Consider the following 20,753-nt stretch of genomic DNA (forward strand, 5'->3'; position numbering starts at 1 on the left):
CGGCTGACGGCTGACGGCTGACGGCTGACGGGACAGCACGACGGACGGCGATCCGGCCCCCGTGCGGACGCACAGGGGCCGGGACCTCGCCCACCGGTCACCGCTCAGACGCGGCCGGTGGGCAGATCGTCCAGATCCTGGTCCAGCTCGTCCTCGTCCTCGTCGAAGACCGCGCTGACGTCGAAACGGCACACGACCAGTTGCGGATCCGCCTGGTCGAACGGGGCGCCCAGCCACTCCCCGGGCTCGGGAAGCTCGTCCGCCGCCGACACCCAGAGCGTGGAGTCCCCCTCCTCCAGACCGAACTCCTTGTGCCGGGAGGCGATCTCGTCGGCCTCGAACTCCCCGAAGATCACACCGAGCGCGGCATGCACACTGGTGCCGACCACCGCCGCCTCACGGCCCCGCTCGTCCGGGTCGAGGTCCGCGATCCGCTGCGCCTGGGCGAGCAGTCTCGGCGGTTCCACGACCGCGTAGTCCCGCCGGATCAGCACGCTCAGGGCGTTCGGTTCCTCGGGCCCGGCGTACGGCGGCAGGGAGTCGTCCGCCCCGGGGATCTCGAAGGGGGTGACCTCGTCGTAGCGGTCGTAGAGCAGTTCGTCGTACACCTCGGCCGCAGCGGCCAGTGCGTTGAACGCGTCGTACACGGCGGGGTCGTCGTCCCCGCTACGTCGTTCGACCGCGTCGAGGTGACGGTCGAGCGCGGCTTTGACCGCATCGGCGGCGGCGCGTACCTCGGCAGCGGTGGGCTGCGCAGCATCAGACATAGTGCAGACGCTATCCGTACCGGGGCTCCGGACGCACAATAGATGCGATGCCGGAATACGAATTTGCCGATGTGTACGTGCCGCGCGGGGTGTCCCGCAAGGAGGCGGCCCGTCTGTTGACCGACCACGCCGAGTACGGGCACTGGGAGTTGGACCGTCTGACGCTGCGCCGTGACGGCAGCCGCAGGGTGCGGCTGCGCCGACGGATCATCCGCCAGCTGCGGGCCACCTGGTGAGACCGTGCCGCCTGGCGCACCGCACGGAGCGGGCCCCGCAGCCGCGGGACCCGCTCCCTTCAACATGACGTGCTCGCGCCCTACCCCTGACGCCGTGACGAACACCACTGCCGGTCACGGGTTCCAGCGCCGGTCACGGCACTAGTGCCGCTCCCGGCACTAGGCGGCGCCACGGGCACGTCGGTACAGCACGGCGCCCGCGCCCGCGAGCAGCAGACCCGCGCTCGCCGGGACGAGCAGGTCGAGACCGCCCGCTCCGGTGTGCGCGAGCTGCGGAGCGCTGTCGGGGAGACTCATCGCGACCGGCGTGTTGGGCACCGTCCGGTGCCCGGACGGTGCCGGGGCGGGCGGCTCGTCGGGAGTGACGGGTACCACCGGATCGACCGGGCGGACCGGGTCGACCGGATGCGCCGGGTCGTTCTCGCAGCCGCCTCCGGCAGCGGTGACGGAATTGAGCAGTCCGCCGATGGTGACGCCGTTGCCGCAGACGTTCAGCGAGAGGTCGACCGGCACCGCGATGTTGTTGCCGGAGAGGACACCGGGTGAGCCGGTCGCCAGGCCCTCGGCGCTCGCTCCGCCGCTGTGCGTGGCCGGGCCGGTCCGTCCGTCCTGCCGGTCCGGGCCGTCCGCCGTGTGCCCGCCCGGGGCGTGGCCCTCGGTGGCTCCACCGTGCGTGGTGACGGCGCCGCCCCCGGCATGGGCGCCGGAGGCCGGGGTCCCGGCCTCCCGGGCACCGCCGGAGCCGTTCGAGCAGTTGTTGCCGGCCGCCGGGTTGAGCAGCCCCACGACGCTCACCGTGTTGCCGCAGACGTTGACCGGTACGTCGATCGGAATCTGGACCGAATTCCCTGACAGCACCCCCGGGGAATTCGATGTCCCGCCGGACGCTCCCGCGTCGGCGTGTGCGTAACCCCCACTCAGCGCGAGCACTCCGCCCGCCGCCGCGATGGTGATCAGGCCTTTACGCGTGACCTGTCGCATAGCTTCGTTTCCTGCCTTCTACCTTTCGGACTACCCCCGGACATGACCGTGCGAGGGCGAAAGGCCCAGCGGCCCCGGAGTGCATGGCGCGCACTCCGGGGCCGACCGGGCTCATACCCTTACGGGTTGGCGCACAACGTCAGGCGTTGACGCAGGTGTTGCCGAAGGCGGGGTTCAGCAGCCCGATCACGGAGATCGTGTTGCCGCACACGTTGACCGGAACGTGGACGGGAACCTGAACGACGTTGCCCGAGATCACGCCGGGGCTGTTGAGGGCGGCGCCCTGGGCACCCGAATCGGCGACGGCCATGCCCGCGCCCGCGAGCACCAGACCACCGGTGACTGCCGCAGCGGCGACGATCTTCTTGATCATTATTTCCTCCTGGTTGGCAATGCGGTCCCAGCCGCGGACCGCATCACTTGTAACGAGGAGGGGGTGACGGGGCTACGAGCGCCTGACTCCTTTCACCCGTTCTGGTTATGTACGTACGTACGGACGATTCCCCCGTATGCCACGTCCGTCATGCCCCGTCCGTCCGTCACGCCCCGTCCGTATGTCATGCCACGTCCGTACGCCATGTCGTCCGTGGACCGCGTCCCGGCGCGGCGGGCCGACAGGCGCCCGGTCCGGCGCGCTCAGCAGTTGTCGATGAAACGGTCGAGCACACGCGCGCCGAACTTCAGCCCGTCCACCGGTACGCGCTCGTCCACCCCGTGGAACATGCCCGCGAAGTCGAGCTCCGGCGGCAGCTTCAGCGGGGCGAACCCGAAGCACCGGATGCCGAGGTCGTCGAAGGACTTCGCGTCGGTGCCGCCGGAGAGCATGTACGGCACGGCGCGGGCGATCGGGTCCTCGGCCTTCAGCGCCGTCTGGATCGCGTCCACGAGGGAGCCGTCGAAGCCGGTCTCCAGCGCCTTGTCGCCGTGCACGTCCTCCCGCTTGACCCGGGGACCGAGAATCCGGTCGAGGTCGGCCAGGAACTCCTCCTCGTACCCGGGCAGGAACCGCCCGTCGACATGGGCGGTGGCCTGGCCGGGGATGACGTTCACCTTGTACCCCGCGCCGAGCATGGTGGGAGCGGCGGAGTTGCGGAGGGTGGCGCCGATCATCTTCGCGATGCCGCCGAGCTTGGCGAGCGTCGCCTCCATGTCCTCGGGATCGAGCGGGGTGCCGAGCGCGTCGGACAGCTCGTCGAGGAACGACCGCACGGTCTTGGTCATCCGGACCGGCCAGGTGTGCCGCCCCAGCCGCCCGACCGCCTCGCAGAGTTCGGTGATGGCGTTGTCGTCGTTGGTCATCGAACCGTGGCCGGCCGTACCGTCCACGGTGAGCCGCATCCAGTGCATGCCCTTCTGCGCGGTCTCCACGAGGTAGAGCCGCAGGTTCTCGTTGACCGTGAAGGAGAAGCCGCCGACCTCCCCGATCGCCTCGGTGACCCCGTCGAAGAGGTCACGGTGGTTGTCCACGAGGTGCCGGGCCCCGAACGTCCCGCCCGCCTCCTCGTCCGCGAGGAACGCCAGCACGATGTCGCGCGGAGGCTTGCGACCGGTGCGCATCCGGTCGCGTACGACCGCCAGGGTCATCGCGTCCATGTCCTTCATGTCGACCGCGCCGCGGCCCCACACACAGCCGTCCGCGATCTCTCCGGAGAACGGGTGGTGCGTCCAGTCGTCGGCGTTGGCCGGAACCACGTCGGTGTGACCGTGGATGAGCAGCGCGGGCCTGGAGGGGTCCTCGCCCTCGATCCGGGCCACGGTCGAGGCACGACCCTTGTGGGACTCGAAGATCCTCGGTTCCAGCCCGACCTCGGCGAGCTTCTCCGCGACGTACTCGGCGGCGAGCCGCTCCCCCGGGCCCGAGTGGTCCCCGTAGTTGCTGGTGTCGATCCGGATCAGGTCACGACAGAGGTCCACGACCTCGCTCTCGGCGGTCCCGCCCTGGCCTGTGCCGGCCGTGCTGGTCTCACTCACGCTGCTTCCTTCCACCGTCGCCGCTGGTACACCTCTCATCCTGCCCCGCGGGCTGCTCGCGCCCAAGGCCGCCCACCCCTCGTCATCCGCCCTTCACATACGCCCCGGGCGTGATCGGGCACCTCGAATGTTTGCTATGGTTTTCCACGTCGGAACGGCCCAGGCCGCTGCGACAGACACCTTGTCCGGGTGGCGGAATGGCAGACGCGCTAGCTTGAGGTGCTAGTGCCCTTTATCGGGCGTGGGGGTTCAAGTCCCCCCTCGGACACCAGCGAAGACCCCAGTTGATCTGGGGTCTTCTGTGTTTGCGTTCGACGGCCCGCGTTGCCGGAGTTCGTGGCCCGGGACATCGGGCACGGGAACGCCGGCGGTCCCGCATCCCCGGTGGTGCGGGCTTGGGGCCCGGCGCGTGCGGGAGAATGGCTTCGGACGACATCACGGTCCGGAAGGCGCCCCATGAACCCCGCTGTGTTTCCCCTTCTCATCGTTCTCCCGCGCCCGGGTGGGGGAGAACGATGAGAGGCCGTGGGCGAAGCGGCGGTGTCCCGGCCGCGCCCCTCCCCCAGCGGGACGGGATCGATCCGGTGCGGGTGCGGCTGCCCGAGAATCCGGAGGGGGTCTGGGCGACGGTCGGGGACCATCTGGTGGCCCGGTTCGCGGGCGCGATCGGGGCCGCGCGGGTGGAGGCGATGCTGAGCGGGCGGCGGTTCGTCGGTACGGACGGTCCGGTGGCGGCCGACGAGCCGTACGGCGCCGGGCGGTTCATCTGGTTCCACCGTGATTTCGCCCCCGAGGAGCCGGTGCCCTTCCCGGTCGGCGTGGTGTACCGGGACCGGCATCTCGTCGTCGCCGACAAGCCGCACTTCCTCGCCACGACCCCGCGCGGCCGGCACGTCACCGAGACCGCGGTGGCCCGGCTCCGCCGTGAGCTGGGGCTGCCGGAGCTGCAGCCCGCCCACCGACTGGACCGGCTGACCGCCGGTCTGGTGCTGTTCGTGGTGCGGCCCGGGGAACGGGGCGCGTACCAGACGCTCTTCCGGGACCGGCTGGTGCGCAAGGAGTACGAGGCGGTCGCACCGTACGATCCGGCGCGGGAGTTCCCGGTGACCGTGCGCAGCCGGATCGTGAAGGAGCGTGGGGTGATCGCCGCCCGCGAGGAGCCGGGCGAGGCGAACAGCGAGAGCCGGATCGAGCTGCTGGAGCACCGGGACGGGCTGGGGCGTTACCGGTTGTCGCCCGCCACCGGGCGGACCCATCAGCTGCGGGTCCATATGAACGCGCTGGGGCTGCCGATCCTCCAGGACCCCGTCTATCCGGTGGTGGAGGCGGAAGGCGCCGCCGACGACTGGTCGCGGCCGTTGCAACTCCTGGCGCGTGCGCTGGAGTTCACCGATCCGGTCACGGGCGTGGCGCACCGCTTCGAGAGCGGGCTGCGGCTGAGCGCTCTCCCGTGATCCCTGGCGGGCGCGCGACGACAGCCACGGCACCTCGCGGCGTTGTCGGAACGTCCGCGTACATCCAAGTACACGGACGTCCCTCCGCCTCGCGACGCACCGCATCCGACGCCGCGCGCCACTCCATCAGGGAGTACGGGACAGCCCCTGGCCGCGTGGCCGGACCGGTGAGAGGTGCGGCGGTCAGTGGCCGCGGGCGATCCACTCGTCGAGGTGCGGGGCCTCGGCGGCGATGGTGGTGGGGTCGCCGTGGCCGGTGCGGACGGTGGTCTCCGGCGGGAGCGTGAGCAGCCGGTCCCGGATCGACCCGACAATGGTCGGGAAGTCGGAGAAGGACCGTCCGGTGGCGCCGGGGCCGCCCTGGAAGAGCGTGTCGCCGGTGAAGACGGTGGCCAGCTCCGGGGCGTGGAGGCAGACGGCGCCGGGCGCGTGGCCGGGGGTGTGCAGGACCTGGAGACGGGTTCCGGCGATCTCCAGCTCCTGGCCCTCGGCCAGTTCGGCGTCGGGGGTGCGGTCCGGGTGGGTCCGCTTCCACAGGGGCAGGTCGTCGGGGTGCAGCAGGATCGGTGCGCCCGTGGCGTCGGCGAGGGCCGGTGCCGCGTCGATGTGGTCGTTGTGGGCGTGGGTGCAGATGATGGCGCGCAGGGTACGGCCGCCGAGGGCGGCCAGGATGGCGTCGGCGTCGTGGGCGGCGTCGATGACGACCGCCTCGGTGTCGTCGCCGACGATCCAGACGTTGTTGTCGACGTCCCACTCGCCGCCGTCGAGGGCGAAGGTGCCGGAGGTGACGAGGTGGTCGATGCGGGCGGCCATCAGAGGATCACCACCGAGCGCAGGACGTCGCCGTCCCGCATGCGGGCGAAGGCCGCCTCGACGTCGCCGAGTCCGATGGTCTCGGTGACGAAGGCGGCGAGGTCGATCCGGCCCTGCTGGTGCAGGTCGATGAGCATCGGGAAGTCGCGCGAGGGCAGGCAGTCGCCGTACCAGGACGACTTGAGCGAGCCGCCGCGGCCGAAGACGTCGAGGAGGGGGAGTTCGAGCTTCATCTCCGGGGTGGGGACGCCGACCAGGACGACCGTGCCCGCGAGGTCGCGGGCGTAGAACGCCTGCTTGTACGTCTCCGGGTGGCCGACGGCCTCGATGACGACGTCCGCGCCGTTGCCTCCGGTCAGGCCCCGGATGGCCTCGACCGGGTCGGTGGAGCGGGAGTTGACGGTGTGCGTGGCACCCATCCTCTTCGCCGTCTCCAGCTTCCGGTCGTCGATGTCGACGGCGATGATCTTCGCCGCGCCCGCGAGCCGGGCCCCCGCGACGGCCGCGTCGCCCACGCCGCCGCAGCCGATGACGGCGACGGAGTCGCCGCGGCCGACCTGGCCGGTGTTGATGGCGGCGCCGATGCCCGCCATGACACCGCAGCCGAGGAGTCCGGCGACCTCGGGGGCGACCGCCGGGTCGACCTTGGTGCACTGGCCCGACGCGACCAGGGTCTTCTCGGCGAACGCGCCGATGCCGAGGGCCGGGGACAGCTCCGTACCGTCCAGGAGGGTCATCCGCCGCTTCGCGTTGTGCGTGTCGAAGCAGTACCAGGGCCGGCCGCGCAGACAGGCGCGGCACTGTCCGCACACGGCGCGCCAGTTGAGGATCACGAAGTCGCCGGGCTCGACGTCCGTGACGCCCTCGCCGACGGACTCCACCAGTCCGGATGCCTCATGGCCGAGGAGGAACGGGAAGTCGTCGTTGATCCCGCCCTGCTTGTAGTGGAGGTCCGTGTGGCACACGCCGCACGCCTGGATCTTCACCACGGCCTCGCCGGGACCGGGATCGGGCACGATGATCGTCTCGACCCGCACCGGCTCGTTCTTCCCCGGTGCGACGACCCCTTGGACCTGCTGCGGCATACCGCGGTCTCCCATTCCTGACTCCTGTGACACTCCAGGGAGCTCTGGCGAGCCCTTCCGGAGATCCGACGCGGCCCACGGTACGCGGTGCGGCGGCGCCCCGCCGGTCACCGGGCGGGCCGCGGAGCGGGGGTGCGCCGCGGGTGTGTCAGGGGGCGAGTACGTCGAGTTCGTGCAGGGCGCCGAGCGCGATCTCCTTGGTCAGCCGCTCGGCGGAGGCCGCGTCGCTCTCCCGTACCGCCTGGGCGAGCCGGACGTGGAGGGTGACCGCCGCGGGGTCCGGGTCCTCGAACATCACCTGGTGGTGGGTACGGCCCGACAGGACCTCCGCGACCACGTCCCCGAGGCGCGCGAACATCTCGTTGCCCGAGGAGTCGAGCACGATCCGGTGGAAGGCGATGTCGTGCTCCAGATACCGCTCCAGCTGGTGGCCGCGCGAGGTGGCGACCATGCCGAGGGCGCGTTCGGTGAGGGCCGCGCACTGGGCGGGGGTGGCGTGGCGGGCGGCGAGCCCGGCCGCGACCGGTTCGATCGCGGACCGCAGGACGGTGAGCGAGCGGAGCTGGCGCGGCCGGTCGGCGCCGGCCAGCCGCCACCGGATGACCTGCGGGTCGTAGACGTTCCACGCCTCGGTGGGCCGGACGGTCACCCCGACCCGGCGCCGGGACTCGACCAGGCGCATGGATTCGAGTACGCGGATCACTTCCCGTACGACCGTGCGTGACACGTCGAAGCGCTGGGCCAGCTCGTCGGTGCGCAGCACGGTGCCGGGCGGGCGGTCGCCCGCGGCGATCTCAAGGCCCAGGGTGTCCAGCACATGTGTGTGCAGCCCCGGGGCAGATGTGCTCATGGCACCAGCCTACGGGGCGAACTCCATCCGAATTAAGTACGACGTTTACATCACATCGCCTTGAATAAGTCACACCTTATGAGCTTCAGTAGCGCGACGGACCGATGTCGAAGAAGACAGCGAGGCACCAATGAACACCCCCCACGTCGTCGTGGTGATGGGCGTGGCAGGGACCGGCAAGACCACGATCGGCCCCCTGCTCGCCGCCGAACTGGGCGTTCCGTACGCCGAGGGCGATGACTTCCACCCACCGGAGAACATCGCCAAGATGTCGGCGGGCACCCCGCTGGAGGACGCGGACCGATGGCCCTGGCTCGACGCGATCGGACGGTGGGCGCACGGCCGGGCGGGGTTCGGCGGGGTGGTGAGCAGCTCGGCGCTGAAGCGGTCCTACCGCGACCGGCTGCGGGCCGGGGCACCGGGCGCCGTCTTCCTCCATCTGACCGGTGACCGGTCCCTCATCGAGGAACGGATGGCGCAGCGCAAGGGGCACTTCATGCCGGCCGCGCTGCTCGACTCGCAGTACGCCACCCTCCAGCCGCTGGAGGAGGACGAGGCCGGGGTCGCCGTCGACGTCTCCGGCACCCCCGAGGACATCACCCGACGAGCCGTCGCAGCGCTGCGGCGGCTCGAAAACTGAGGATCATCACCGTGACCGGTCTCAGCGTCGAGACACTGGCGGCGGACGCCGCCGAACCCATCACCTCCGCCGGCGACGCCCAGCTGGGCATCGCCGTGCTCGCGGGCATCGCCGTCATCGTCCTGCTCATCACCGTGTTCAAACTGCACGCCTTCCTCGCGCTGACGATCGGCTCGCTGGCGCTCGGCGCCTTCGCGGGGGCGCCGCTCGGCAAGGCGATGACCAGCTTCACCGACGGCCTCGGCTCGACCGTCGCGGGCGTGGGTGTGCTCATCGCACTGGGCGCGATCCTGGGCAAGCTGCTCGCCGACTCGGGCGGCGCGGACCAGATCGTCGACACCATCCTCGCCAGGGCGAGCGGCCGTGCCATGCCGTGGGCGATGGTGCTGATCGCGTCGATCATCGGCCTGCCGCTGTTCTTCGAGGTCGGCATCGTCCTGATGATCCCGGTGGTGCTGCTCGTCGCCAAGCGCGGCAACTACTCCCTGATGCGGATCGGCATCCCGGCGCTGGCCGGGCTGTCCGTGATGCACGGGCTGATCCCGCCGCACCCCGGCCCGCTCGCCGCGATCGACGCGATCGACGCCAACCTCGGCGTCACGCTGGCGCTCGGGGTCGTGGTCGCGGTCCCGACGGTGATCCTGGCGGGCCCGGTCTTCTCCCGCTACGCCACGCGCTGGGTGGACATCAAGGCCCCCGAGAAGATGACTCCGCAGCGCGCGTCCGAGGAACTCGACCGGCGCCCCGGCTTCGGAGCCACGCTGGCCACCGTGCTGCTGCCCGTCGTACTGATGCTGGCCAAGGCGTTCGTCGACATCGTCGTGGACGATCCGGACAGCGTCCTGCAGAAGGTGACCGAGGTCATCGGTTCACCGTTGATCGCGCTCCTCGCGGCGGTGATCGTCGGAATGTTCACGCTGGGCCGGGCGGCCGGATTCACCAGGGGGCGGCTCTCCTCCACGGTCGAGAAGTCGCTCGCCCCGATCGCGGGCGTGCTGCTGATCGTGGGCGCGGGCGGCGGTTTCAAGCAGACCCTCATCGACGCCGGCGTCGGCGACATGATCCTCGACTTCTCCAAGGACTGGTCGATCCCCGCGCTCCTGCTGGGCTGGCTGATCGCCGTGGCGATCCGGCTCGCGACCGGCTCGGCGACCGTGGCCACGATCTCGGCGGCCGGTCTGGTGGCCCCGCTGGCCGCCGACATGTCGACCTCCCACGTCGCGCTGCTGGTGCTGGCCGTGGGCGCGGGCTCGCTCTTCTTCAGCCATGTGAACGACGCCGGGTTCTGGCTGGTGAAGGAGTACTTCGGGATGGACGTCGGCCAGACCGTCAAGACCTGGTCGGTGATGGAGACGATCATCTCCGTGGTCTCGCTGGTCTTCATCCTGTTGCTGTCCCTGGTGCTCTGAGGCGCCCGGGCCCGGTGCGTCCCGGCCCGGTCACCGGTGCGACGGACACCCCGGGTGCGTCGGTGACCGGGCCGGGACGGACCGCCCGGTGGCCGTCAGTTCGGTGCGGACGTGCGCTCGGTGGCGGCCCTCTCCAGTTGGAACGCCTCGTTGCCGAGTCCGATCCGGGCGTGCACCTCGGGCCTGACGGCGCGCAGCACCGCGCCGTACACCAGGCCGACGACGAGGGCGGCGAGGATGACGCCGGGCAGCACCCAGGTCAGCGCCGAGCCGCTTCCCGATCCGACCAGCACGTCGAAGTCCCGGACGGTGAACACGGCGATCGCCAGCAGCGCGACACCGGCCAGCGCGGAGGCGGCCAGTCTCGGCGCCTGGGCGCGCCCGGCCCCCCGGCGCACGAAGAAGGCGATCACGGCGAAGGAGGCGGCGGCCATCAGCAGGATGACGCCGAGCGCGCCGACGTTGCCCATCCAGGTGAACAGGTGCAGCACCGGAGCCGTGGGGTCGCCGATCGGGGCGTCGTCGGTGACGGCGAACGCGAACACGATCACCAGGGAGAGCGCGGACTGGAGGACGGAGCCGGTGGCCGGGGCCCCGCTGGTCCTGTTCGTCCGGCCGAAGGCGGCGGGCAGCAGTCCCTCCCGGCCCATCGCGAAGGCGTAGCGGGCCACGACGTTGTGGAAGCTGAGCAGCGCGGCGAACATGCCGGTGACGAAGAGGACGTGCAGCACATCGGTGAAGGTGGTGCCCAGCCGGCTCTCGGTCAGCCGGAAGAGCATCGCCGGGCCCTCCTTGAGGGAGGTCTCCGTGATGGCTCCGGGGCCGGTGGCGACGGTCACCGCCCAGGAACTGAGGGCGAGGAACAGTGCCGCGTACCCGACGGCGAGGAACATCACCCGGGAGACCACGATGTGCGGGCGGCTGGTCTCCTCCGCGTACACCGGGGACTGCTCGAAGCCCACGAACGCGGCGATGCAGAAGCAGAGCGCGGTGCCGAGTCCGGCGCCGGTGAGGGTGTCGGGGTTGAAGGCGTGCAGCGAGACGCCCTCCGGGCCCGGCTTGCTGACGGCGGCGACGTCGAAGATCACCACGAGGACGCATTCGACGACCAGCAGGACGCCGAGGACCCGGGCGTTGAGGTCGATCTTCAGCCAGCCCAGTACGCCGACGACCAGCACGGCGACCGCGGCCGGTACCCACCAGTGGAGGTCGATGTCGAGGTAGGTGGCGAAGAGGTCGGAGACCTCGAAGCCGAGGATGCCGTAGATGCCGACCTGCATGGCGCTGTACGCGACGAGTGCGACCAGCGAGGCGCCCGCGCCGGCGGTGGGGCCGAGCCCGCGGGCGATGTACGCGTAGAAGGCACCGGCGTTGTGGACGTGCCGGCTCATCTCCGCGTACCCGACGCTGAACAGCATCAGGACGGCGCCGAGGATGACGTACAGCAGGGGCTGGCCGACGATGCCCATCACGCCGAAGACCGTGGGCATCACCCCCGCGACCACCATCAGCGGGGCGCTGGCCGCCAGCACGGACAGCAGCAGGCCCGGGGTGCCGAGCCGGTCGGCCCGCAGGGCCCGTTCCTCCCCCTTGTACGTGTGGATGCCGCCGGTGTCACGCGTCCTGTTCGTGGCGCCGGTCTCGTTCGTTCTTGAACTGCCCGTCGGCATGGCGGCGGTGGTCCCTTCGGTGAGGAGAAACAAGCGGGTTCGCGGTCCGGGCCGCCGGCCCGGTCACCGCACACCGAGCGCGACGGCCCGCGCGGCGAGGAAGGCCGCGTGGGGCTCCTGGCCCGCGTAGGACCAGGGGGCCGCGGTCGCGTGGTCCCCGATGCGGTGGAAGAGGGCCGCCGCCTCGGCCGGGCGGCCCTCGGACACCTTGGCGTGGGCGAGGAAGTTGAGGTCGACGCGGTTGCGCGGATGGTCCTCGCGCTCCCACTCCAGCCACCAGTCGAACGCGGCCTTCATCACCTGCCGGGCCCGGCGCCCCGACCAGTGGCCGGACGCGGCGGGGTCGTCGGGCTCGCTGCCCGCGGCGACGAGGACGCGGTACCGCTCGGCGTGCGCGACGACCGGCAGGACCGCGAGCGGGGAGTCGGCGGGGGCCTGTTCGGCGGCCCAGGCGGCGAAGTCGTAGACCTCGTGCAGCGGGTCCCGACCGCTGTCGGGGCGGTATTCGGCGAGTCTGGCCGTCATCAGGTGGTGCGCGTGGTGGTGGTCGGGGTGCCGGGTCCGCACCTCGTCGAAGAGCTTGCCCGCCTCGTCCTGGCTGCCGTGCGCGCGGGCCAGCATCAGCAGTCCCAGCCAGGGGGTGGGATCGGCGGGGGCCAGCCGTGCGGCGGCCAGGCACGCCTCGCGCGCCCGGTCGGGTTCGTCGGGCGTGCTCTTGCCGCGCAGGGCCCGGGTGACGGTGGCGCAGGCGAGCAGAGTGGCGGCGTCGGCGCTGTCGGGTTCGGCGAGCAGCCAGTCACGGGCCCAGTCCGCGGCGGAGGGCGTCTCGGCGAGCGCGACGACCCGGTGCCCCCTGCGGTCCCACTCGGTGCCTGTCGCCACCAGCAGGGAACGGGCCCTGGTCCACCGCCCCTGGGTGAACTGCCCTCGTACGGCGATGAGTTCGGTGTCGTCCAGTGCCGGGTCGAAGGGATGGCCGGAGCGCCCGCCCCGCTTACGGGAACGGCCCAGGGGCGGCGGAGGCGGAGACATCCGCTGGCTTCCTTTTCGACGCGGTGTGCGAGCAAATGATCGCGCACAGCAAAGCGGTAGGCAACGGTCGGCGTCAAGCGCCGCTCATGTCAACTCCGCCGGTTTTCCGCATGGTTGGCTGGAACTGGCCCCTGGTCGGTGTTTTCGGCGCCTCCGCCCCGGTGGCTCCGCGCCGGTCGGCCGCGCGGGCCGACGCCGCTCCGGTGGCTCCGGCCGGACGACTCCCACCGCACCTCCCCGCGACCCCGCTCCGGCCGGATCGGTCGGATCGGCCGGTCGCGGGAGACCACGGCGGGGCGGGCGCCCCGGCCCCCACCGGCCGGTGGGGGCCGGGGCGCCGCCGGGGCATCACTCCAGGACGAGTTCCGGATCGTACATGTCCAGCCAGAGGGCCAGGTCCAGTGTTCGTTCGAGGCTCCGCCGGGAGGCCGAGGTGATCTGCGGGGTGTCCCGGGCGGCGGCGCGCTCCAGCCTGGCGCGGTCGACGAGGTCGAAGACCCGGTGGGAGGGCAGCGCGAGGAGATCCCTGACCTGCTCCTGTAGGGCCACGGCGTAGTCCGGGTCCTGGGTCGACGGGTAGGGGCTCTTGGTCCGCTCGTACACCGAGCGCGGCAGGACGTCCGCCGTGGCCTCGCGCAGCAGGCTCTTCTCCCTGCCGTCGAAGGACTTCATCGCCCACGGGGTGTTGTACACGTACTCCACGAGCCGGTGGTCGCAGAAGGGTACGCGGACCTCCAGACCGACCGCCATGCTGGCGCGGTCCTTGCGGTCGAGCAGGACGCGCACGAAGCGGGTCAGGTGCAGATGGCAGATCGTCCGCATCCGGTACTCGAAGTCGCTCTCGCCGTCGAGGCGCCGGACGGCGGCGACGGCCTCGGCGTAGCCGTCGCGGACATAGGTGTCCAGGTCGAGCGCCTCACGCACGTCGTCGCGCAGCACCTCGGCGTCGTCGCCGAAGTAGTCCCGCTGCCGCACCAGCCAGGGGAAGGTGCCGCCCTGGCGGGCCTCCTCGTCGAAGAACTGGAGGTAGCCGCCGAAGATCTCGTCGGCCGACTCCCCGGACAGCGCCACCGTCGAGTGTTCGCGGATGGCCCGGAACAGCAGGTACAGCGAGGCGTCCATGTCACCGAGTCCCGCCGGGATGTCCCGGGCGCGGATCACCTTGGCGCGCACCTCGGGATCGGCGAGGGTGCGGGGGTCCAGGACGATGTCGCGGTGTTCGGTGCCCGCCAGTTTCGCGACGTCGTGCACGAAGGGCGTGTCGGGGGTGGAGCGCAGCGCGTCGGCGACGAAGTTCTCGCTCCGGCCCACGAAGTCGACGGCGAAGGTCCGGACGGTCTCGCCGCTCGCGGCGAGCCGGCGGGCCGCGAGGGAGGTGATCGCCGAGGAGTCGAGGCCGCCCGAGAGCAGGACGCAGCGGGGTACGTCGGAGACGAGCTGGCGCTCCACGATGTCGTCGAGCAGGGAGCGCACGGTGGCGATCGTGGTCTCCCGGTCGTCCGTGTGGGGACGGGTCTCCAGCCGCCAGTAGACGCGTCGGCGCAGTCCGTCGCGGTCGACGGTGACGACGGTGCCGGGCTCGACCTCGTACATCCCGTCCCACACGGCGTGACCCGGCGTCTTGATGAGGACCAGCATCTCCCGCAGTCCGTCCAGGGTGACCCGGGGCCGGACCAGCGGGTTGGCGAGGAGGGCCTTGGGCTCGGACCCGAAGATCACCCCGTCGAGGGTCGGGCTGTAGTAGAGGGGCTTGACGCCCATCCGGTCGCGGATCAGTACGAGCCTGCCGTGGCGGCCGTCCCAGATGGCGAAGGCGTACATGCCGTTGAGCCGGTCGGTGAGCGCCTCGCCCCACTCCAGATAGCCGCGCAGCACCACCTCGGTGTCGGACTCGGTGGTGAAGCGGTGACCCCGGGCCAGAAGTTCGCCGCGCAGTTCGGTGTAGTTGTACGTCTCACCCGAATAGACGAGCGCGACCGTGCCCTCGGCCGTCTCCACCGTCATCGGCTGCCGTCCGCCCGGCAGGTCGATGATCGCGAGCCTGCGGTGTCCGAGCGCGGCCGGCCCTTCGGCCCAGACGCCCCGGTCGTCGGGGCCGCGGCACGCCATCGTCCCGGTCATCGCCTCCAGCGTGGCGGCCGCCGCGTCCGTTCGCAGGTCCCGGTCGAAGGAGACCCACCCGGTGATTCCACACATACGCTTCCTCTCCCGAACCAGATGCACAGTGCAGCTAAGTTACGAGGATGAGTCGGCCGATCGCGTACGGTCAACACGGGCCCGGGCGTGTCAACCGGTGCGCCCCGGCCACACTTGACCGCCCCTGGCCCCGCCCGTCCGGCACGGCGGGCCCGGCGGTCCCGGGCCGGACAAGGGCGGCGCGCGCGACGGCCGGGCTCGGGACGCGGATAATCGGCCATCGGCAAAATCGTGGGCAAATCCTTCCGGGCGGGGTCCCTTTCGATCGGGGTTGCTTCCGGGCGGGAGTCCTTCCGGCCCGGGTCCTCCGACCCCTGGTCCCTTCCGGGTGCGCCCGGCCGCCGCGCGCGGGTGTCAGCCGACCGCCCGCGCCGCCGCCCGGCCCGCCGCCCGGCCGGAGAAGAGGCAGCCGCCCAGGAAGGTCCCTTCGAGCGAGCGGTAGCCGTGCACGCCCCCGCCCCCGAACCCGGACGCCTCCCCCGCCGCGTACACGCCCGGCAGCGGGTCGCCGTCCGCGGTGAGCACCCGGGACGTCAGGTCGGTCTCCAGACCACCGAGCGACTTCCGGGTGAGGATGTTCAGCCGCACGGCGATCAGCGGACCCGCCGCCGGATCGAGGATGCGGTGCGGGGCGGCGGTCCGGATCAGCCGGTCACCCAGATACGAGCGGGCGCCGCGCAGGGCGGTGATCTGGAGGTCCTTGGTGAACGGGTTGTCGATCTCGCGGTCGCGTGCGGTGATCTCACGGCGCAGCCCGTCCTCGTCGATCAGCGGTTCACCGGTCAGCGCGTTCATGCCGCGCACCAGCGCCCCGAGGTCCCGCTCGACGACGAAGTCCACCCCGTGGTCCATGAACGCCCGCACCGGGCCCGGCACGTCCGCTCTCGCTCTGCCGATCACCTGGCTCACCGACTTGCCGGTCAGGTCCGGGTTCTGCTCGGAGCCGGAGAGCGCGAACTCCTTGCCGATGATCCTCCGGTCGAGCACGAACCAGGTGTGGTCGTACCCCGTCCTCGTGATGTGTTCGAGCGTGCCGAGCGTGTCGAAGCCGGGGAAGAGGGGCACGGGCAGCCGCCTGCCGGTCGCGTCCAGCCAGAGCGAGGACGGGCCGGGCAGGATGCGGATGGCGTGCTTGTCCCAGACCGGGTTCCAGTTCTCGATGCCCTCGGTGTAGTGCCACATCCGGTCCCGGTTGATGTGGTGCGCGCCCGCCTTCTCCGCGATGCCCAGCATCAGCCCGTCGACGTGGGCGGGGACCCCGGAGAGCATCCGTGCGGGCGGGGCGCCCAGCCGCTCGGGCCACTGGGCGCGTACGAGGTCGTGGTTGCCGCCGATGCCGCCCGAGGTGACGATCACCGCCTGCGCGGTCAGCTCGAAGGCGCCGGTCACCTCCCGGCCGCTGGCGGCGCCGCGCGCCGCGCCGCTCGGTTCCAGGATCTCGCCGGTCACGGTGTCGACGGCGCCGGCGGTGCGGCCGAGACCGGTGACGCGGTGGCGGAACCTCAGCTCGACGAGGCCCCGGGCGACGCCCGCGCGCACCCGTCGCTCGAAGGGGGCGACGACGCCGGGACCGGTGCCCCAGGTGATGTGGAAACGGGGTACGGAGTTGCCGTGCCCGGTCGCGTCGTAACCGCCGCGCTCCGCCCAGCCGACGACGGGGAAGAACCGCACCCCCTGGGCGCGCAGCCAGGAGCGCTTCTCCCCGGCCGCGAAGTCGACGTACGCCTCGGCCCAGGCCCGCGGCCAGCGGTCCTCCACGCGGTCGAAGCCCGCCGTGCCCAGCCAGTCCTGGAGGGCCAGCTCCCGGCTGTCCTTGATCCGCAGGCGGCGCTGCTCGGGCGAGTCGACGAGGAAGAGCCCGCCGAAGGACCAGTGGGCCTGGCCGCCGATCGACTGCTCGGGTTCCTGGTCGAGCACGATCACCCGACGGCCCGCGTCGACCAGCTCGGCGGTGGCGACGAGACCGGCCAGGCCCGCCCCGATCACGATCACATCGGCGTCGTACGCCATGGGTTCCATCCTTGTCGAGAGGGGGCGGGGCGGTCCGTCACCGGGTACCGGGCGGGGCGGTGGCGGGCGGTACGGCGGGGTGTGGGGCGGTCCGGCCCGGCGCCGGAAGTTACCAGTGGGTCAGATCTTCGGCACCGGCCACCGCCGCCGTCAACCGCCCGGTCGGCGGCGCTCCGCCCGCACCCCGCCGCCACTGGCGTTATCGTCGAAGACAAATCACCCTCTCCTGGCCGGACTTGAGGTCGAGATCGTGTCGGTGCTGGTCCTCGTGCTCTCCGTGGGCGCCGCCTGCTGTCTGGGCTTCGGTTTCGTCCTCCAGCAGGACGCGGCCCGGCGTGCCCCGCTGAGCGACTTCCTCTCCTTCCGGCTGCTGCTCGATCTGATGCGAGTGCCGAGCTGGCTGGCCGGGATCGGGCTGATGGTCTGCGGGATGGTGCTCGGGGCGCTGGCGCTCGGCCAGGGCGAGGTCTCCGTCGTCGAACCCCTCCTCGCCACCAATCTGCTCTTCGCGATGGCGCTGTCGCGTCGCCGCACCGGACAGCGGCTCGGCCGGCAGGGCTGGGCCGGGCTCTGGCTGCTGGCGAGCGGCGTCGCGGCCTTCCTGCTGGCGGGCGAGCCGCAGGGCGGGCGGGCGGTGACCGATCCGCTGCGGCACTGGCTGGTGATCGGGGTCGTCGTGGGCATCGCGCTGCTGCTCACCGCGATCGCCAGGCGCTCCCGGGTGGGGGCGGGGCCCGCGTTGCTGGCGGTGGCGGCCGGGCTGCTGTACGGGCTCCAGGACGCGCTCACCCGGGTCAGCGGTCAGCGGCTGTCGTCCGGTGGGCTCGCCGGGATGCTGACGGGCTGGCAGCCGTACGCCGTGGTGGTCCTCGGCGTCACCGGCCTGGTCCTGGTGCAGAGCGCGTTCGAGACGGCGCCGCTGCGCAGGTCGCTGCCCGCGCTGACGGCCGCCCAGCCGCTGGCGGGGATCGCCTGCGGGGTGGGCTTCCTCGGCGACCGGCTGCGGACCGACACGGGCGCGCTGGCCTGGGAGGCGGCCGGGCTGGCCGCGGTCGTCGTCGGGATCGTCCTGCTCGGGCTGCATCCGGCGATGCCGGACGGCCCCCTGGGCAGGCACCACACGCAGCGGCTCCAGCCGCGCTGACGTCATGGGAGGAGCCGGGCCGCCGGGGCCGCCCGGACCGGCGCGGCGGCGGCGCCCGGTGCCGCCCGCGCGGGCCCGGCCGATCACGGTGATGTTGGATGGGCGACATGAGTGCTGCTGATGAACTCCTCGACATCGTGGACGTCCGGGACCGGGTCGTCGGGCAGGCCCCACGTGGCGAGGCGACCGCGCGGCGGCTGCGCCACCGCTGTGTGTTCATCGAGGTCAGGGACGCGCGGGACCGGATCTTCGTCCACCGCAGAACGGCGTCCAAGCTGGTCTTCCCCTCGCACCACGACATGTTCGTCGGCGGAGTGGTCGGCGCGGGCGAGACGTACGACGAGGCCGCGCTGCGCGAGGCCGAGGAGGAGCTGGGGGTCACGGGTCTGCCCCGCCCCGAACCCCTCTTCTCGTTCCTGTACGAGAGCCCCGCGCACACCTGGTGGTCGCACGTCTACCAGGTGCGGTGCGAACTTCCGGTGGACCCGCAGGCCGAGGAGGTCGCCTGGCACACCTTCCTCACCGACGCGGAACTGGAGCAGCGGCTCGACACCCTGCGGTGGGTGCCGGACGGCCTTGAGACGTACCGGCGGCTCCGGGAGTTCAGAGCGTGAAAAGCGTCGTACGGAGCCTGCGGCTGTGGTTCGCGCCGCAGCGGGTCCGGGAGGAGGGCGACACCCCCGACTACCGCTTCTCACTGGCCAACGAGCGGACGTTCCTGGCGTGGATTCGGACGGCTCTCGCGCTGATCGGTGGCGGCTTCGCCGTCGATCAGTTCCTGCCGGGACTGTCCTGGGGCGTGCGCGCGGGGCTGGCGCTGGCACTGCTCGCGGCCGGGGTGCTGTGCGCGCTGCGGGCGGTCAACCACTGGGTGCGGTGCGAGCGGGCGATGCGGCGGGGCGAAAGCCTTCCGGTGTCCCGCTTCCCGACCCTGCTGGGTCTCGTCGTCGCGGTCGTCGCCGTCGTGATGGTCGTGGTGGTCCTCTTCGGCTGGGAGGGCCGATGAGCGGCGGGCGCGACCCCGGGCTCCAGCCGGAGCGGACCCGGCTGGCGTGGCGGCGTACCACCCTGTCCTGCACGGTGGTGGCGCTGCTCGCGGCGAAGCAGGCGCTGCACGACGGTACGTCCCCGGCCGCCGCCGTGGCGCTGTCGCTGAGCGCGGCGGCCTGGCTGGGTTTTCTGTGGGTGGCGCAGCGGCGGGTGCTGGGGATGGGAGCGGCCCGGCCGCTGCCGCTGTCGACGGGCGGGGCGCTGGTCACGGCGGGTTGCACGGTCGCGCTGGCGGTGTTCGCCACGGTGATGCTGTTCTGAGGGCGCACCGCGGAACGGGTCCCGGGGAGCCTGGCCTCATCCGGCCGAGGCGCGGACGGCTCGCGGCGGACGGACGCGGACCGGGAAGACGCGGACCGGCCGTCCGCCCGGCGCTCCCGGTGGGCGTCAGCTCTCCCAGTCGACCGTGACGACGATCTTCCCCCGGGTGCGGCCCTCCTCGTTGAGCCGGTACGCGTCCGCCGCCCGCTCCAGCGGGAAGACCTGGTCCACATGGACGGCGAGGATGCCCTGTTCGGCCAGGCCCGCGAGGTGCGCCAGATCGGCGGCGTCGGGCCGTACGAACGCGTAGCGGCCCCCGTGGCCGAAGACCTCCTCGTCCACGATGGACGCCAGCCGGCCGCCCGGGGCGAGCAGGTCGGCCGATACCCGCAGGGCGTCTCCGCCCACCGTGTCGAAGGCCGCGTCGAACCCGTCCGGCGCCAGCGCGCGCAGCCGGTCGGCGAGTCCCTCACCGTGGGCCACGGGCTCGCCGCCGAGCTGCCGCACATACGCGTGGTTGTGCTCGCCCGCGGTGCCGACGACGCGGGCTCCCGCGTGCCGGGCGAGCTGGACGGCGAACGAACCGACGCCCCCGGCGGCGGCGTGCACCAGGACGGTCTCCCCCTCCCTGATCCGCAGGACCCGGTGGAGCACCTGGTACGCGGTGAGTCCGGCCAGCGGCAGGCCCGCGGCCTCCTCGAAGCTCAGGCTCAGCGGCTTGCGGGCGAGGGTACGGACCGGGGCGGCGACGTACTCGGCGAAGGTGCCCCGGGACAGGAAGTCCTCCCGCACATAGCCGATGACCTCGTCGCCGACCGCGAACTCGTCGACGGCGGCCCCGGGCTGCACGACGACCCCCGAGACGTCCCAGCCGGGGACGACCGGGAAGACGGCGTCGAGCAGGGAGTCGAGATGGCCCTCGCGGGCCTTGCGGTCGACCGGGTTCACGGCCGCCGCGCGCACCTTCACCAGGACGCTGTCGGGGCCGACCTTGGGGTCGGGACGCTCGCCGTACTCCAGGACGTCGACCCCGCCGTATCCGCTGTAACTGATCGCCTTCATGGTCCGACCCTCGGCGGGGCGCCGCCCGCGCGCAACTCGGACGGGTCCGGGCGGCGCCCGACGGGTGCGGGTGACGGAACCCCCGGGTGCTGCCCGGCGGGCACGGGTGGCGGAACCGTCAC

At 72.1% G+C, this 20,753-nt stretch carries 20 protein-coding genes and 1 tRNA gene; 9 read left to right on the forward strand and 12 right to left on the reverse strand.

The annotated features are described in order from the left end of the window. Positions 1-104: 104 nt before the first annotated feature. Positions 105-767 (reverse strand): hypothetical protein, encoded by a 663-nt coding sequence (locus tag PZB75_RS04210; protein WP_275533930.1) that lies wholly within the window; start codon positions 765-767, stop codon positions 105-107. A 47-nt stretch (positions 768-814) separates the two neighbouring features. Here PZB75_RS04210 and PZB75_RS04215 point away from each other — a divergent pair, with 47 nt between their 5' ends. Then, positions 815-1,003, forward strand: a complete 189-nt coding sequence (locus PZB75_RS04215; RefSeq protein WP_109977076.1) for a DUF5703 family protein — start codon at positions 815-817, stop codon at positions 1,001-1,003. A 159-nt stretch (positions 1,004-1,162) separates the two neighbouring features. Here PZB75_RS04215 and PZB75_RS04220 read toward each other — a convergent pair whose 3' ends face one another. The 3 genes from PZB75_RS04220 to PZB75_RS04230 all read right to left on the reverse strand — a co-directional run bounded on the left by PZB75_RS04220 (position 1,163) and on the right by PZB75_RS04230 (position 3,955). Then, positions 1,163-1,984, reverse strand: a complete 822-nt coding sequence (locus PZB75_RS04220) for a chaplin (protein ID WP_275533931.1) — start codon at positions 1,982-1,984, stop codon at positions 1,163-1,165. A gap of 139 nt (positions 1,985-2,123) precedes the next feature. Further along, a complete protein-coding gene (gene chpH / locus PZB75_RS04225; RefSeq protein WP_275533932.1) occupies positions 2,124-2,357 on the reverse strand; it encodes a chaplin ChpH in 234 nt (77 codons plus the stop codon). 263 nt (positions 2,358-2,620) lie between these two features. Beyond that, the gene (locus tag PZB75_RS04230; protein ID WP_275533933.1) at positions 2,621-3,955 is read right to left on the reverse strand and encodes a M20/M25/M40 family metallo-hydrolase; all 1,335 of its coding nucleotides are present in this window, start codon (positions 3,953-3,955) and stop codon (positions 2,621-2,623) included. 183 nt (positions 3,956-4,138) lie between these two features. On the opposite strand from PZB75_RS04230, the gene PZB75_RS04235 reads away from it, so the two are divergent. Both PZB75_RS04235 and PZB75_RS04240 read left to right on the forward strand, forming a co-directional pair. After that, positions 4,139-4,226, forward strand: a tRNA-Leu gene (locus PZB75_RS04235). 244 nt (positions 4,227-4,470) lie between these two features. Further along, positions 4,471-5,409: an RluA family pseudouridine synthase gene (locus PZB75_RS04240; protein WP_275533934.1), complete on the forward strand. Its 939-nt coding sequence runs from the start codon at positions 4,471-4,473 to the stop codon at positions 5,407-5,409. Positions 5,410-5,592: 183 nt separating this feature from the next. Here PZB75_RS04240 and PZB75_RS04245 read toward each other — a convergent pair whose 3' ends face one another. The 3 genes from PZB75_RS04245 to PZB75_RS04255 all read right to left on the reverse strand — a co-directional run bounded on the left by PZB75_RS04245 (position 5,593) and on the right by PZB75_RS04255 (position 8,157). Beyond that, positions 5,593-6,222, reverse strand: a complete 630-nt coding sequence (locus tag PZB75_RS04245) for an MBL fold metallo-hydrolase (RefSeq protein WP_275533935.1) — start codon at positions 6,220-6,222, stop codon at positions 5,593-5,595. After that, positions 6,222-7,307: an S-(hydroxymethyl)mycothiol dehydrogenase gene (locus tag PZB75_RS04250; protein WP_275538578.1), complete on the reverse strand. Its 1,086-nt coding sequence runs from the start codon at positions 7,305-7,307 to the stop codon at positions 6,222-6,224. Before PZB75_RS04250 ends, PZB75_RS04245 begins: the two co-directional genes overlap by 1 nt. 148 nt (positions 7,308-7,455) lie before the next feature. Continuing rightward, positions 7,456-8,157 (reverse strand): FCD domain-containing protein, encoded by a 702-nt coding sequence (locus tag PZB75_RS04255; protein ID WP_275533936.1) that lies wholly within the window; start codon positions 8,155-8,157, stop codon positions 7,456-7,458. Between the two features lie 130 nt (positions 8,158-8,287). On the opposite strand from PZB75_RS04255, the gene PZB75_RS04260 reads away from it, so the two are divergent. Beyond that, a complete protein-coding gene (locus tag PZB75_RS04260) occupies positions 8,288-8,797 on the forward strand; it encodes a gluconokinase (protein ID WP_275533937.1) in 510 nt (169 codons plus the stop codon). A gap of 11 nt (positions 8,798-8,808) precedes the next feature. Next, the gene (locus PZB75_RS04265) at positions 8,809-10,206 is read left to right on the forward strand and encodes a gluconate:H+ symporter (RefSeq protein ID WP_275533938.1); all 1,398 of its coding nucleotides are present in this window, start codon (positions 8,809-8,811) and stop codon (positions 10,204-10,206) included. 95 nt (positions 10,207-10,301) lie between these two features. Here the strand turns inward: PZB75_RS04265 and PZB75_RS04270 are convergent, their stop codons facing one another. The 4 genes from PZB75_RS04270 to PZB75_RS04285 all read right to left on the reverse strand — a co-directional run bounded on the left by PZB75_RS04270 (position 10,302) and on the right by PZB75_RS04285 (position 17,114). Next, positions 10,302-11,876 carry an APC family permease gene (locus PZB75_RS04270; protein ID WP_275533939.1) on the reverse strand — a complete coding sequence of 525 codons (1,575 nt, stop codon included), beginning with the start codon at positions 11,874-11,876 and terminating at the stop codon, positions 10,302-10,304. A gap of 63 nt (positions 11,877-11,939) precedes the next feature. Next, complete coding sequence (locus PZB75_RS04275; protein ID WP_275533940.1) at positions 11,940-12,908, reverse strand: hypothetical protein; 969 nt, start codon at positions 12,906-12,908, stop codon at positions 11,940-11,942. Between the two features lie 348 nt (positions 12,909-13,256). Next, entirely contained in the window at positions 13,257-15,104 is a 1,848-nt protein-coding gene (gene asnB / locus PZB75_RS04280; RefSeq protein ID WP_275533941.1) for an asparagine synthase (glutamine-hydrolyzing), read from the reverse strand. Between the two features lie 354 nt (positions 15,105-15,458). After that, entirely contained in the window at positions 15,459-17,114 is a 1,656-nt protein-coding gene (locus PZB75_RS04285) for an FAD-binding dehydrogenase (RefSeq protein ID WP_275533942.1), read from the reverse strand. Between the two features lie 250 nt (positions 17,115-17,364). Between PZB75_RS04285 and PZB75_RS04290 the strand changes: the two genes are divergently transcribed. The 4 genes from PZB75_RS04290 to PZB75_RS04305 all read left to right on the forward strand — a co-directional run bounded on the left by PZB75_RS04290 (position 17,365) and on the right by PZB75_RS04305 (position 19,569). After that, positions 17,365-18,258, forward strand: a complete 894-nt coding sequence (locus tag PZB75_RS04290) for a DMT family transporter (protein ID WP_275533943.1) — start codon at positions 17,365-17,367, stop codon at positions 18,256-18,258. A gap of 107 nt (positions 18,259-18,365) precedes the next feature. Next, entirely contained in the window at positions 18,366-18,872 is a 507-nt protein-coding gene (locus PZB75_RS04295; protein ID WP_275533944.1) for an NUDIX domain-containing protein, read from the forward strand. After that, entirely contained in the window at positions 18,869-19,264 is a 396-nt protein-coding gene (locus tag PZB75_RS04300; protein WP_275533945.1) for a DUF202 domain-containing protein, read from the forward strand. Before PZB75_RS04295 ends, PZB75_RS04300 begins: the two co-directional genes overlap by 4 nt. Continuing rightward, positions 19,261-19,569 (forward strand): DUF202 domain-containing protein, encoded by a 309-nt coding sequence (locus PZB75_RS04305; protein ID WP_275533946.1) that lies wholly within the window; start codon positions 19,261-19,263, stop codon positions 19,567-19,569. The genes PZB75_RS04300 and PZB75_RS04305 overlap by 4 nt, the downstream gene beginning before the upstream one ends. A 126-nt stretch (positions 19,570-19,695) precedes the next feature. Here the strand turns inward: PZB75_RS04305 and PZB75_RS04310 are convergent, their stop codons facing one another. Beyond that, positions 19,696-20,631 carry an NADP-dependent oxidoreductase gene (locus tag PZB75_RS04310; RefSeq protein ID WP_275533947.1) on the reverse strand — a complete coding sequence of 312 codons (936 nt, stop codon included), beginning with the start codon at positions 20,629-20,631 and terminating at the stop codon, positions 19,696-19,698. Positions 20,632-20,753 lie beyond the last annotated feature (122 nt).

It is taken from the genome of Streptomyces sp. AM 4-1-1 (genome assembly GCF_029167625.1).
GTDB lineage: Bacteria > Actinomycetota > Actinomycetes > Streptomycetales > Streptomycetaceae > Streptomyces.